The 13,549-nt window shown below is 33.1% G+C and carries 13 protein-coding genes; 3 read left to right on the top strand and 10 right to left on the bottom strand.

The features are described 5' to 3' along the window. The first annotated feature begins 312 nt into the window (after positions 1 to 312). Positions 313 to 1,149: a TetR/AcrR family transcriptional regulator gene (locus tag BMW36_RS12735; RefSeq protein ID WP_175480462.1), complete on the top strand. Its 837-nt coding sequence runs from the start codon at positions 313 to 315 to the stop codon at positions 1,147 to 1,149. Continuing rightward, positions 1,146 to 2,627: an MDR family MFS transporter gene (locus tag BMW36_RS12740; RefSeq protein WP_089741694.1), complete on the top strand. Its 1,482-nt coding sequence runs from the start codon at positions 1,146 to 1,148 to the stop codon at positions 2,625 to 2,627. Before BMW36_RS12735 ends, BMW36_RS12740 begins: the two co-directional genes overlap by 4 nt. Before the next feature lie 205 nt (positions 2,628 to 2,832). Here BMW36_RS12740 and BMW36_RS12745 read toward each other — a convergent pair whose 3' ends face one another. The 6 genes from BMW36_RS12745 to BMW36_RS12770 all read right to left on the bottom strand — a co-directional run bounded on the left by BMW36_RS12745 (position 2,833) and on the right by BMW36_RS12770 (position 8,549). Then, positions 2,833 to 3,684 (bottom strand): VOC family protein, encoded by an 852-nt coding sequence (locus BMW36_RS12745; RefSeq protein ID WP_089741695.1) that lies wholly within the window; start codon positions 3,682 to 3,684, stop codon positions 2,833 to 2,835. 192 nt (positions 3,685 to 3,876) lie between these two features. Further along, positions 3,877 to 4,968 carry an NAD(P)-dependent alcohol dehydrogenase gene (locus BMW36_RS12750; protein WP_089741697.1) on the bottom strand — a complete coding sequence of 364 codons (1,092 nt, stop codon included), beginning with the start codon at positions 4,966 to 4,968 and terminating at the stop codon, positions 3,877 to 3,879. A 256-nt stretch (positions 4,969 to 5,224) separates the two neighbouring features. Continuing rightward, entirely contained in the window at positions 5,225 to 6,319 is a 1,095-nt protein-coding gene (ribD, locus tag BMW36_RS12755; protein WP_089741699.1) for a bifunctional diaminohydroxyphosphoribosylaminopyrimidine deaminase/5-amino-6-(5-phosphoribosylamino)uracil reductase RibD, read from the bottom strand. Next, on the bottom strand, positions 6,312 to 7,067 hold the full coding sequence (locus BMW36_RS12760; RefSeq protein WP_089741701.1) for a GTP cyclohydrolase II: 756 nt from the start codon (positions 7,065 to 7,067) through the stop codon (positions 6,312 to 6,314). Before BMW36_RS12760 ends, ribD begins: the two co-directional genes overlap by 8 nt. A 151-nt stretch (positions 7,068 to 7,218) precedes the next feature. After that, entirely contained in the window at positions 7,219 to 7,818 is a 600-nt protein-coding gene (locus BMW36_RS12765) for a cysteine hydrolase family protein (protein ID WP_089741703.1), read from the bottom strand. A 338-nt stretch (positions 7,819 to 8,156) separates the two neighbouring features. Beyond that, a complete protein-coding gene (locus BMW36_RS12770) occupies positions 8,157 to 8,549 on the bottom strand; it encodes a DoxX family protein (protein WP_089741705.1) in 393 nt (130 codons plus the stop codon). A gap of 178 nt (positions 8,550 to 8,727) precedes the next feature. On the opposite strand from BMW36_RS12770, the gene BMW36_RS12775 reads away from it, so the two are divergent. After that, a complete protein-coding gene (locus BMW36_RS12775; RefSeq protein WP_089741874.1) occupies positions 8,728 to 9,267 on the top strand; it encodes a helix-turn-helix domain-containing protein in 540 nt (179 codons plus the stop codon). Between the two features lie 167 nt (positions 9,268 to 9,434). Here BMW36_RS12775 and BMW36_RS12780 read toward each other — a convergent pair whose 3' ends face one another. The 4 genes from BMW36_RS12780 to BMW36_RS12795 all read right to left on the bottom strand — a co-directional run bounded on the left by BMW36_RS12780 (position 9,435) and on the right by BMW36_RS12795 (position 13,291). Further along, on the bottom strand, positions 9,435 to 10,337 hold the full coding sequence (locus BMW36_RS12780; protein WP_089741707.1) for a protein-ADP-ribose hydrolase: 903 nt from the start codon (positions 10,335 to 10,337) through the stop codon (positions 9,435 to 9,437). A 21-nt stretch (positions 10,338 to 10,358) separates the two neighbouring features. After that, positions 10,359 to 11,207 (bottom strand): SIR2 family NAD-dependent protein deacylase, encoded by an 849-nt coding sequence (locus BMW36_RS12785; RefSeq protein WP_089741709.1) that lies wholly within the window; start codon positions 11,205 to 11,207, stop codon positions 10,359 to 10,361. Between the two features lie 102 nt (positions 11,208 to 11,309). After that, positions 11,310 to 12,275, bottom strand: a complete 966-nt coding sequence (locus BMW36_RS12790) for a zinc-binding alcohol dehydrogenase family protein (protein WP_089741712.1) — start codon at positions 12,273 to 12,275, stop codon at positions 11,310 to 11,312. A gap of 116 nt (positions 12,276 to 12,391) precedes the next feature. After that, the gene (locus BMW36_RS12795; protein WP_089741713.1) at positions 12,392 to 13,291 is read right to left on the bottom strand and encodes a glycine betaine ABC transporter substrate-binding protein; all 900 of its coding nucleotides are present in this window, start codon (positions 13,289 to 13,291) and stop codon (positions 12,392 to 12,394) included. Positions 13,292 to 13,549: the final 258 nt, after the last annotated feature.

A 13,549-nucleotide genomic window follows, 5' to 3' on the forward strand; every position in this document is an offset into this window, starting at 1 on the left:
ATTGATATTACTATATTTATTTTAAATCTGAACAACTAATAATACAAGTAATAAGCCTATATAGCGATAATATATTTTGATTCAAACCTTATCATTATCATATGATTAAAGCTATCAACACAAATATTGCTATCATAAAGGAAGTTGCAAGAAAATTTGAATATTCGTTACACCACTCTCTTTCTTGATACTAGAAAAAATAACTTGTTCATTAATTTTAATGATTGACATCCTTTCATAAACCCCTTAATATAATCACATGACCAATAAGTCATTAAATTAAACCAGACAGTCATACGGAGGGATGGAATATTGAATAAGAAAACTGAAATTACCCAAGTCGCCTTACAATTATTCGCAGAAAAAGGGTTTAATGAAACATCTGTTCAGGAAATTGCCAATGGCGCAAAAATTTCAAAAGGCGGTTTTTACAACTACTTTAAATCTAAACAAGAGTTAATGTTAGATTTAATTGATGAATACCAACATAAAATTACTCAACGTACAAATAAATTTGATTGGAAAGAATCAACTTCCATAAATTCGCTAACTAACTATATTGAGTTAGAAGTCGAAGCATGGATGGAAAACCAACCTTTTTTCTATGTTCTTTTCAGAGAATTTACACCTAATTCTAATGGTGAAATTACCGATCGTATGGAAAAATTACATGAAGCAACGCTAAACAATCACTACGATATCTTTTTCCACATATATGGAAAAAGATTGGAAAAGTATATATCAGATTTAGTTCTACTATTAGAAGGGATGATGCGTGAGTATATCATCCAGATTGTTATCCATCGTCAACTGCATATTTCTCCATCATCAATTGCTAGTTGGATTAGTCACCATATGCATTCTGTCATCCAGCATATTGAAGAAAAAGAACCTTTACTAGCGTACAGCAATCCAAGAAATATGACACAACTTATCCAGGATTTGAAGCAAATGATTCACAATATTAATGATAAATCTGAGCAGTCAAAGTATAATGAAATACTTCTGTTAATAGAAACAGAATGGAATAAAGAGAATATCAATATTCCTTTATTAGAAGCATTGTTGCATTTTCTAAAACAAAAAAAAGAATTAAAAATAAAAATATGGCAATTAGAACAATTGCTACAACAGGGGGAAGATTTATGAATCAACAAACGAATTTAGCAAATGTTAAGCGAATACCTATGGTTGCAGTCATGTTAATTGGGGCTTTTGTAGGCCTTTTAAATGAGACATTACTGGCAACAGCATTACCCAGTATCATGGAAGATTTTGGTATACTCGAAACACAGGTACAATGGCTAACTACCGCATTTTTACTTACAAATGGGATTATGATCCCTATCTCTGCCTTTCTCATTGAACGTTTTACGACAAGACAATTATTTATTACTGCAATAACTATATTCGCAGTAGGTACATTCATTGCTTCCATATCACACAGTTTTGAATTATTACTTGCAGCACGTATCATCCAAGCGTCAGGGTCCGGAATCATGCTTCCACTAATGATGACCGTTATGTTAGCTGTCTTCCCAATCGAAAAACGTGGTGCAGCAATGGGTATGGCAGGGATTGTTATCTCCTTTGCACCTGCAATTGGTCCAACATTATCTGGATGGTTGCTTGAATTCTTCTCATGGAGAGGACTATTTTACGTAGTATTGCCAATTGTAATCATCGCAATTATTTTTGCATCTATATATGTTAAAAATGTTACAAAGCAAACCTTTCCGAAAATTGATATACTATCCATCTTGTTGTCATCATTTGGTTTCGGTGGCTTACTATACGGATTTAGCAGTATTGGCGGACACGGTCCAGGTGAGGCATCAGGCGGTTTAAATAGTACTGCATTAACAATTATTATTAGTGGTGCGGTTATTTTAACACTATTTATCATTCGTCAACTTAAAATTAAAAAACCAATGCTCGAATTTCGTGTTTTTAAATTTCCTGTCTATTCATTATCATTAGTCATCACGATGATTGTACTAATGGCATTAATTGGTGCTGAGACGATATTACCACTCTATATGCAAAACACAAGAGATTTCTCTCCTTTAGACTCTGGTCTAATGCTACTTCCAGGTGCAATTGTGATGGGGATTATGTCACCAATTACCGGTATGTTGTTCGATAAGTTTGGTGCGAAATGGTTAGCTGCAAGCGGACTTACGATAGTTACGATTACCACATTCTTGTTTACGAACCTTGCACTTGATACAGCATTTAGCTACCTTGTCATCATCTATGCAATTCGTATGTTTGGGTTATCACTTGTTATGATGCCAGTAATGACTGCTGGATTAAATCAATTGCCAGATGAATGGCATTCACACGGTACAGCAATGGCTAATACTATGCAACAAGTATCTGCATCTATCGGGACAGCGATCTTAATTACCTTAATGACAACAACAGCAAGTAATTATCAACCAGATCAAGCGGATTTAACAGGCTTGTCCGAACAGGAAGAGATGGCACAAGTAGCAGGAGATGCTGCGATTAGTGGTTATAACACCGTGTTTTGGGTCGCAACCATATTATCCATTGTCGGACTGTTGCTATCTTTTTTCTTAAAAACGAAAAAAACAGCTATAGCTAATGAAAAAGCAGCATAGACGATATCTTTAAAGTGACAAACATAGTTAATGAGAGAATGGCTTTTAAAGCCACTCTCTTTTTATACTTTTCAATGAGTTTAATTATAGTATTTGCATCAATTTCCTTATTATAAATAGTATGTTTACGTTTATATATTTTGATCAGTTTCTATATTAGCGAAATACCTCGCTAATATAGTTTTATCTAATATAACATCACAAATTAGATTATTAAACGAATGCGGTTTCCGGAAGGATCTGCAGTAATAATTGAACCATGTTCTTCCTTTACAAATGCGCCAATATTTTTCAATTGAGTAACAATTTTATTTCTCTTTTCTTCACTAGCAATCATCAAAGAAAAAGACTCTAGACCCACACTGTTAATCGGAGGTTGCGGAGCACCTATCCCATTCCATATATTTAAAGCGACATGATGATGATACTTACCTTCTGACATAAATATTGCATGATTATCATATCGACTCACAACTTCAAAACCAAGTCCCTTTATATAAAATTCCTGATTTTTCTTTAATTCTGATACATGTAAGTGTATGTGACCTACTATAGTACCGACAGGGAGACCACTCCACTCCTTTCCTTCTATGTTCTCTAAGAGGTCATTAACATCCAATTCTTCTGATGGCATTACTACTTCATTTCTTTTCCATACCCATTCAGACGGATTACGGTCACAATAAATCTCTATGCCATTTCCATCAGGGTCAGATAAATACAGTGCCTCACTCACAAGATGATCGGCACCTCCTTGCAAAGGATACTCTACTTGAAGTATATGTTTTAAAAATTCGCCTAAATCAGAGCGATTAGGTAATAGTAATGCGAAGTGAAATAAACCAACAGTACGATTTTGTTTTGTTATTACGTCACTAGGTTGTTCAATAGATAATAGTACTTTCTTTCCGTCAGCACTTAATTGTGCTTTACGTTCGGTTTCTTCCAATACTTTAAGACCGATAATTTCTTTATAGAATTTTACTGATCGTTTTATATTTTTTACCTTTAAATTAACTTGACTTACAAACGTAATGGGTTTCCGATGAAAATTCATTTTTTCCTCCTCGTATCATCAATATTTATACACAATGAAAGTTATTAAAAATCATACATACAAATATTTAAAATCGTTATTTAAGAAAAACATCCTTTTACTTTTATTTTTTTCTAGCGAAATACAAAAGCACCCTATAAATAGTCTAGTTCTTGGCTATTATATAGGATGCTTTTGTTATAAGAAGCTTAGTTATTTAGCAATTTTCACAATTGGTTTAAGTGTTACACCGGTCTTCGATTCTTCAAAGGCTTTATTAATATCTTCAAAATCATAAAATTTTACTAATTTATCAAATGGAAATTTTCCTTCTTTATAGTATTGAATTAATTTTGGAATATGTAATTGAGGAATAGAATCACCTTGCACGGTCCCTATAATTTTTTTACCTTCCATTAATATATCATCTGTAAAATTTAAAGTAACATCTCCACCCATTCCTACAATGGCTACTGTACCTGATACACGTAGTGCATGAATCGATTGTTTTATTACAGGAGAAGCACCAGTTGTTTCAACTGCAAAGTGAACGCCACCATTTGTAATATTTTTAATTTCTTGTACTACATCTACATCCTTACCATTTAATACATGGGTAGCACCTAGTTCTTTTGCAAGATCTAACCGATTTTGATGAAGGTCTACTACAATAATATGCTTTAATCCTATAATCTTAGCCGCCATTACCGCACTAAGACCTACTGAACCACCACCATAAATAGCAATTGAAGTACCAGGTTCGGGACGTAAACTATTCATTACGGTACCACTACCTGTTTGAATACCGCATCCTAATGGACCTAATAAAGCTAAATCTACTTCTTTATCTACTTTTACTACGTTGTTCTTATTTGCTACAGAATAGGTAGCAAAGGATGATTGACCAAAAAATGTTGAGAGTTCTTGATCATTCTGATGAATATTATATGTACCACCTATTGATTTACCACCAAAGTTAAGTTCTACAGTTCTTTCGCATAAATTTTGATTTCCTAATAAACATTGTGAGCATTCTCCGCAATAACTGTAAGATAATACAACATGATCTCCTGTATGTAGATTTGTCACATTAGAACCAACCTTTTCAATAACTCCTGCCCCTTCATGGCCAAGTACTGCAGGAAATGGTGCCCCTCTTCCTTTAATTGACTCTGCATCCGTGTGACAAACGCCTGTGGCTACAATCTTAATTAAAACTTCATCACTGCCAGGTTCTTTTAATTGTACCTCTTCAATTACTAAATCTTCGTCAACATTATGCGCTACTGCTGCTTCAATTTTCATCAATATCTTCCTCCTAAGATTCGAAACTATTGATTTATTTTTAAATTATCTTATCCTATCTCTTTAGATAATATTTATGACTAAAATTATCATCAATAAAACTACCATTATTCAGGTAGAACAGTAATCCCATTTTTCAATTACATAATCAGATGCATCACAGTATACTGCTCTGCAGTTTTTATCTTGGAATAATCATTCTTAATTTTCAATTAATGAATATTTCAAGAATTTATACCCTTCTATAGAACTAAATTTACCTATTGTATACTGGGTATCCAATTAATTTAAAATCATTTCCTATTTTAAACAGTTCTATATTGGACAGTTCAACAGCATCCTTCATCTTGCTTATTCCAACACCTTCTAAAAATGTCGGTGCATCTTTGCCTCCAATTAATTTTGGTGCTAAATACAGAATTAATTTATCAATCAATCCATTTTCTAGAAAAGATCCACTAATATTTCCTCCACCTTCAATTAACAAAGAAGAAATATGGTTTTCCCCTAAAATTTCTACTACATCGTTTAAATCCACATTCTCTAATCCGCTTGTACGAATTACTTTTATTCCATTTGATGTAAATGATTTTTCTTTATCAATGTCCGCATTTTGACTTGTGAAAATCCAAGTACTCGCTTTCTGATCAGTTACTACTTTAGCGCTTAGAGGAGTCTTCAATTTAGAATCTACTACTATTCGAACAGGGTTTCGACCGTTCGGGATTCTTGCAGTAAGTGCAGGATCATCTTGAATAACCGTATTCACACCGACGAGAATAGCCATATTTTCATTTCTTATTTGGTGTACATCCAACCTAGAATCTTCCGAAGTAATCCATTTACTATCTGATGTATGTGTAGCAATTTTACCATCTAATGTAATACCTGCTTTTAATGTAATAAATGGTTTATTTTGAACAATAAATTTGTTAAATACCTCATTCATTTGTAATGCTTCTTCTTGACGAACACCAATTTCCACTTCTATTCCTGCATCCTCGAGTATTTGGACACCTTTCCCTGATACTATAGGATTTGGATCGAGTGTTGCAATAACCACCTTTTTAATTCCTGCTTCTTTTATTGCAACGGCACATGGGCCAGTTTTTCCATGATGTGAACAAGGTTCTAAAGTAACATAAATTGTTCCTCCACTTGCTTTATCACCTGCCATATTAAGTGCATGTATTTCAGCGTGTGGTTCTCCTGCTTTCAAATGGGTACCTATACCAACAATACGATCCTCATTTACTATAACAGAACCTACTAATGGGTTTGGATCTGTCTGACCTTTCATCGCTCTTGCATTTTGCATGGCAAGATCCATGTAGAATTCATTGCTAGTCATTGTCGCAAGGTTCCTTATCTCTAATGTGACCGGATCGATTAATTTTTGTCTCAAGATATTTCTCGTTGTACTCTGAGACATCCCCCCACAAAGCTTCTCTTCCTGATAGAGTCAATCCATCATTGCTAAGAGCATCTAATTTTCTAGGGTTGTTAGTTAAGAGAGAAACTGGTTTACTTCTTAATGCTTTTAACACTTTTATAGCATCACTATAATCTCTAGAATCGTCTTCAAAACCAAGTGCATGGTTAGCTTCAACAGTATCAAATCCATTTTCCTGCAGGATATAGGCCATTGCCTTACTAAATAACCCAATACCTCTACCTTCATGATTGGCTAAATAAAATAATGCACCTGTTCCATGTTCGACAATTTTTTTCATCGACTGTTTTAATTGAAAACCACAATCACAACGTTTACTTCCAAATATATCTCCCGTATGACAAATAGAGTGCATTCTAATAAGCGCATCATCATCATTTTCAAAATCACCATATGTCAGAATACTCGATTGCTGTAATTCTGCAAGGTTAGAAGCAGACAATTTGGCAATAATTCTTTCATAATTTTCTGTAACTTCTTCACAGTTTAGCCAACAATACCATTTAAACTCAATTGTTTCTCCATAAAGATTAACAGGAAGTCGAATAGGACCCACTAAATATATAGCCCCTTCTTTATTATTAAGCAATTGAATTTTATCTTTTAAAACTGACTGGACTTTGGATGTATATTGAATCATAGCCATTAAACTTCTCCTTCTCTTTCTTCATAATCATGATTAAATAATTTTTTAATTAAATACAAATCGTTCATTGTAAGTAGCAGCTATTCATTATCCAATATGATATGAAATTTCTTTTTCCTATTCAAAATAATTTTTCCTAATATTTTTTATATTACATATTTCCTATTATCTCTGCTGTGCTCATCTTTGTAGCTATGTTGTTCATTGCATAATTGAGTGCTGCTTCTTGCCATTCTTCACTAACTGTTGAAGTTCCATCTGTTGCGATAACAACATTATATCCATAATCCGCTCCATCTCTACATGTATGCTCTACAGCCATATTCGTCCATACACCTGTAACAATAATTGTTTCAATGCCTAGCCCTCTTAATAATGTGTCTAATGATGTTCCATTAAAAGCACTCATACGTGATTTTTCGATTACAAAATCACCTTCCTGTGGTTTAACATCTTCAACTGGAGCAGCTCCCCAAGTTCCTCTAACAATACTTTTTGTTTCAGCTATGGCTCTAAATATTGGAGCTCGGTTGCCGATTCCTTTAGCATCCTTTTCTACGACAAAATGATTATGAAAAACTGGGATTCCAATCTTTCTTGCGTTCTCCGCTATTACTTTTATATTTTCGACAACATTTTGCTTCTTTGCATGTTCTACAGCCCCTGAATCTTCAAATTTTCCACCTTTTGTCAAATTATCATTCTGTAGATCTACAATTAGTAAAGCCGTTTTAGTTGGATCAAAATTCATTATTAATACATCCTTTCCGTACAATCAAATTAATTTATTTTATAAAATTTTAGATCGGAATATATGTTAACAACTTATATCAATTTTGAATAGTAGGCACCTTTTAGTTATAGAATAACCTTTTAGTAACTATTAGATACTGCATTTATAAAAATAATTGTGTTCATATTATTCCAGAAAAGTTACTTACTCAAAAAAACTTAAATAACGAGAGCATTTGCATTTTAATTTAAATAGTGTTTTGATTTTTAACAAGCAAGAATCATTTTTTCTATAAATGACAGGAAAGAAATAGTAAAATATAAATTTTACCATTCTTTCCCCTATCAATTTATGTTCTAATTACTTTTCATCTTTTTAAGCATATGATCTATAGAATATAAATTCGAACCGGTAATAGCTATTACTAATGCCATTGTTAGGAAAGCAATATCTAGCTCATATCCACCCAAGAAACCCATTGTTAAATTCACTTTAAAAATAGCACCAATCATTAATAAGACAATTAAGGTTGAAACAATTCTTGTTAATAGTCCCACAATTAATGCAATTCCACCTAGAACTTCAATTAAAGCTACTACATAAGCGAAAAAACCAGGTAAACCAATACTATCAAACCAGCCAACCGTGTTTTCAATCCCACCTTGAAATTTAGCTATGCCGTGGATGAAAAAAGAGATACCCAATACAACTCGTAAAATTAATATACTAACTTCATATTTATTAATCATGATGTTAAACCTCCTTGTTATCGTAATCTTATTTCAAACAAATACTTTATCTATTAAATGTTTTCTAATAGAAATATTTGTTACATATAAGATAACAAAATAAAAGTAGCATGTCAACGTTTTTTTTGTTACCATTAATCTAGTTTTAAAATTTTGATTGGAGAGGTGGATGGTTAAACTGGATATTGGGACCAAAATCAGAGCAATTAGAAATAGAAAAAAAATTACTATCGCAAAAATGTGTGAAGGAACAGGTTTATCAAAGGGGTTTATTAGCAATATTGAAAACAATAATACATCACCCTCTATAAATACATTGAATACTATTGCAGAATATCTTGATGTACCACTCCCATATTTATTGCTAAATAAAAACCAACATATGAAAACAGTAAGAAAAAGTGAAAGAAGAACTTCAACTTTTAATCATTTAAAAATTGAACATTTGGCATCAAAAGGCGGTTTGAGAAATATGATCGTGGAGTTTCCACCTAATACATCAATCGGAGAACCGCATTCTCATGAAGGTGAAGAATCTCATTTAGTTATAAAAGGAAGAGTTTTAGCTGAACAAGGCGAAGATTCGGTAATATTAGAGGAGGGGGATTCATTTAGTTGGAACGCAAGTGTTCCACATTTCGTAAAAAACATTGGAGAAAGTAAAGCGATATTGTTAATATCTATTTATTCTGATACAGAATTAAAAGATGTACTTTAAAAGGAAAGGGTTAAAAATACCTTTCCTTTTATACATTTAAATATAAGAAAACAACATCCATAAACACACCCGCTATACGAATATGTGTGACTTTTAATCCTCATAGTTTCTTTCTTTGTGCAAATTTGCTATTAATGTATGTGAAATTTCGCTACTCTCAACTACTATTATTTTTCAAAAACGTTAGCGTATTCATTATAATCAATATCTGTATATACATTAAAGATGACTCTTTTAAAATGATGGGGGTGTTGGTCTAACCAATTATTAACAGTTTCAATAGCTATTTCAGCAGCGTCTTTTTTGGGAAACCCAAATACACCAGTTGATATAGCGCAAAATGCAATGGTATGAATTTCATTAAATTTGTTTGCAAGTTCTAGACAAGATTTATAACAGTTTGCCAATTCTTGTTTGTGTGTTACTGATAGAAAGGCTTCTTTAGGTACAATTGGTCCAACCGTATGAAGGATGAATCTAGAAGGCAAATTGTATGCGCTGGTGATTTTTGCACCTCCAGTCATTTCGTCCTCCTGCTGTTTTTGCATGATTTTATTACAATCTTCTCTAAGCTGAGGTCCTGCAGCTGCATGAATTGCATTATCAATACACCGATGTCCTGGTTGAAAGCACCCCAGCATATACTTATTTGCTGCATTGACAATCACATCTGCATTTAGTCTTGTAATATCACCTTTCCACAAAATAAATTTATCACTATTCGAGTATTTTTTGGTGTGCATGATCTCAGATCCAGTCGATAGTGACTGAATGTCTACAATACCTTTCTCCTTTGCTTCCATTAGTAAAAGCTGATTTAATTCTGTTAAAACAACTTTAGGCAAAGGATTAGGTTTCCGTATTGTTAATATATCTTTCAATAATTCACGTTTATTGTGATAATCACTAGGAATTTCAACATTTTTAAGACTATTATTTTCTTTAATAAATATATCCAGTAGATGATTAACTAGTTCTTGCTTATTGAAAAGCTGATTCTTTTCATCTTTATCTTTTCTATCTAATGAAATAAGTGAGGAATATTCTTCTAAAACTAATTGTGCCACCATCTTCCCTCCTTAAAAATCACTTTAATATTTTCCAATAGCCATAATTGTATCCTGTATATCTTCTGTAAACGTTATCGTCTTTTTCTTATTCTCTTGGAACCCTTGGTGATCATTTTTATTAAAACGTATTAATGTAGCCTTTTTATTATGATAAGTCAGCTTTTCGAATGGATACCGAATAATTCCCGGTGTATTGAATCCAACGCCCAACTCCAGATAGACAATTTTTTTATCAACAGCCTCCTGAAGAAATTCTCGGTATAATTCATCTGACTGATTCCATTTATCATCTTGAACAAAAAATTCGTTATGTCTTAAATTTACATCCATTTCTCCGTTGCATTTAGGACACTTTGGAACTAATGAAGATGGAATTCTACAATCCTTTGTTTTTTCCAGCATTTCTTTAATGACTAATTCGTTGTAATAAAGTTTCTGGTGACATCCTCTTTCACACTGCAAGTAACCATAATTTCCTTGGATTTCAAACACCTTATCAGAAGGAATACCCGCTTTTGTGAATTGGCTTTCAACATTTGTTGTAATAACAAAATATTTCTTATCTTTTACTAATTGGTAAAGATCCTCATATAATTTTGTTGCATCTATTTCATAAAGATTTACACTGATATGTTTTGCCCAATAGGCCCACCTTTCTTCTTGCGTCTCGAATGGATAAAAACTTGAAGAATATAAATCAGTAAAACCATACTTGTCAATAAAAGATGAAAAGTTATTTGTAAATCTTTCACCAGTATAGTCTAGCCCCGCAGCAGCTGACAATCCTGCACCACCACCGACTAAAATATATTCCGCTTCTTCTAATCTTTTCATCATTTGATTCAATCGTACTTGGTAGTCATTTCTCATGTCGTGAATTCCCCCTTATAATGAAAGAGTTAATTGCTTCTATGAATCAGGTTGAAAAATCTGTTGATGGTTTGACTAATGAATATATGAGAGGTTTATTTATCATTCATTAGTTACTACTATTTTCCCATTTGCCTGGTTACTTTCCATAAGTCGGTGTGCTTCTCCTATCTCATCCAATTTAAAAACCTTTGCAATTGGAACATGAATATCATGTTTCAGGATATGGTCAAAAAGGTCATTCAATAAATCTTTTTTTATAAATGTGCTCGTAAATTGTGTCAAATACGTATTTGTTGGTATATCAATCATAGGTTCAAAATGATCCATAACCCATTCTCCAGAAAGTATACCAGTCATACATACTTTTCCGTGTTCTGCGACAAGTTGTAATGAATTTTTCAATGTAGCGGTACCAACTAACTCTAATACGTTGTTTACTCCATTTGGCATAATAGATAATACTTGTTCCCGTAAAGTCCCATCTTCCAGCAGTACGTGATCAGCTCCGTAATGTTGTAATAAAGAAATTTTCTTTTCATCCCGGGTAGTTGAAAATACAGTTAATCCAACACTTTTAGCAAGTTGTAATGCAGCTAAGCCTACTGAACTAGTCCCACCTCTAATTAATAATGTCTCATCCGCTGTAACTTTTAATGTCTCAAATAAGGAAGCATAGGCCGTATAATACATTTCTGGAATGGCAGCTAATGTGATCCAATCGATATCATGTTCAATAGAATAGACTTGATTAGCAGGAATTAAGGTATATTCTGCATAACTCCCGTCAAAGTCCCTGCCTAGACCTCCCATTAAGGAAACAATGTGTTGTCCGGTTTGAAAGTCACTGTCAGAAGGATCTAGAATTTCACCAACACATTCGATTCCTATAATTCGTGGTAATTTAACAGATGGAGAATCTCCTTGTCGTGTGAAAATTTCTGATCGATTAATACCGAACGCTTTTATTTTAACCAAAACCCATCCAGGCTTAACACATGGCAAAGGGACATTCCTTACAACTAATTCTTCTGCAGAACACGCTTTTTCTAATACAACGGCTTTCATTACCTTCAGTCCTTTCTAGGTGTTCTTTGTTTCATTAAAATCACTTCTCAAATTTCCACTAAAGATCTTACTCCAAAAATTGACCAACCAGTAGAAAGAATATACTTCATTTATAATTATTTGATTGACTCATAATATTCCTTAGCCACAGTAGTATACTCTTCTTTATCTAAATCTACCTTAGCATTTAATTCTGTAACGGTTTTGGTATCTAATGTTGCACTTACTTTATTAATTACTTCTTCTATTTCAGGATTATTATCTAACACTTCATTGCGAATAACTGGAGCTAAGTTATATGGTGGCCAAACTTGTTTATCATCTTCCAGTAATGTAAATTCCTCAGTATTTGTTAATTGCCCCTCTGTTGTATATGCTGGCGCCACATCTGCTTCGTCATTTTTTAACACTTCATACTTTATGCCATTATCATATACTTTTGATGATTTCCAATTAAATTCCCCATATACTTTTTCCAACAATGGAATACCATCTTCTCGCTGATCAACCTCACCTTGAGAAGCAAATCTAATTTCACTTGCATGTTCTTGCAGATCTGAAATAGTAGTAATCCCTAATTCCTCAGATACTTCTGTACGAATAACAAGACCAGCACCATCATTAGCTTCTGAGTAATCCAGCCATGTTAAATCAAACTGCTCATCGTATTCTTGTTTTACCGTTTGATAAACCTCTTCAGGATCTGTAATTAAATCCATATTCAGTATTGTTAAAAGACCGGTTCCCGTATACTCAGGATATATATCAATTTCATCATTAAGGATAGAGGTGTGGATGACAGATCCGGTGATATTTGGCATACGTTCCACATCATACCCCGCATCTTCTAGCGCTAATGCATAAAGTTCTCCAACTATCAAATTTTCAGTAAAATCTTTTGTACCAACACGAATCGTTGTATCACTCTCTGCCTGATTATTTCCACATGCGACTAAAGCTATTAGCAAAATTAGACCAGTAACTCCTACCAGTATTTTTTTGATTCTATTGTTCATTATTTTTCCCCCTATAATTTCTCTTATTTGTTAGCATGCATGGATCACTCTTCTATAGAATATCCCAGAACCACTAGAAATAATTGTCGAATATATCTTAAATAAAGCTCCTTTCTGATTTCTCACAACAATAAAAAGATGTACTAGTATTATTTTAAAAAAAAAGTTAAATATGGTGAAGTAGGCACTTTTTTATTAGATAGTAACCTTGAGGTAACTGATATATCGTAGAATTACCAGAGGAAGTTAGGTTAACCC

This window comes from Gracilibacillus ureilyticus, from assembly GCF_900111195.1.
In the GTDB taxonomy this organism is placed as follows: Bacteria; Bacillota; Bacilli; order Bacillales; family Amphibacillaceae; genus Gracilibacillus; species Gracilibacillus ureilyticus.

Excerpts from the sequence above, each read along its gene's own strand:
- BMW36_RS12795 (WP_089741713.1), bottom strand. The coding sequence starts at position 13,291 with ATGAACAATAGAATCAAAAAAATACTGGTAGGAGTTACTGGTCTAATT.
- BMW36_RS12770 (WP_089741705.1), bottom strand. The coding sequence starts at position 8,549 with ATGATTAATAAATATGAAGTTAGTATATTAATTTTACGAGTTGTATTG.
- BMW36_RS12760 (WP_089741701.1), bottom strand. The coding sequence starts at position 7,067 with ATGGCTATGATTCAATATACATCCAAAGTCCAGTCAGTTTTAAAAGAT.
- BMW36_RS12790 (WP_089741712.1), bottom strand. The coding sequence starts at position 12,275 with ATGAAAGCCGTTGTATTAGAAAAAGCGTGTTCTGCAGAAGAATTAGTT.
- BMW36_RS12765 (WP_089741703.1), bottom strand. The coding sequence starts at position 7,818 with ATGAATTTTGATCCAACTAAAACGGCTTTACTAATTGTAGATCTACAG.
- BMW36_RS12745 (WP_089741695.1), bottom strand. The coding sequence starts at position 3,684 with ATGAATTTTCATCGGAAACCCATTACGTTTGTAAGTCAAGTTAATTTA.
- ribD (WP_089741699.1), bottom strand. The coding sequence starts at position 6,319 with ATGACTAGCAATGAATTCTACATGGATCTTGCCATGCAAAATGCAAGA.
- BMW36_RS12740 (WP_089741694.1), top strand. The coding sequence starts at position 1,146 with ATGAATCAACAAACGAATTTAGCAAATGTTAAGCGAATACCTATGGTT.
- BMW36_RS12785 (WP_089741709.1), bottom strand. The coding sequence starts at position 11,207 with ATGAGAAATGACTACCAAGTACGATTGAATCAAATGATGAAAAGATTA.
- BMW36_RS12750 (WP_089741697.1), bottom strand. The coding sequence starts at position 4,968 with ATGAAAATTGAAGCAGCAGTAGCGCATAATGTTGACGAAGATTTAGTA.
- BMW36_RS12780 (WP_089741707.1), bottom strand. The coding sequence starts at position 10,337 with ATGGTGGCACAATTAGTTTTAGAAGAATATTCCTCACTTATTTCATTA.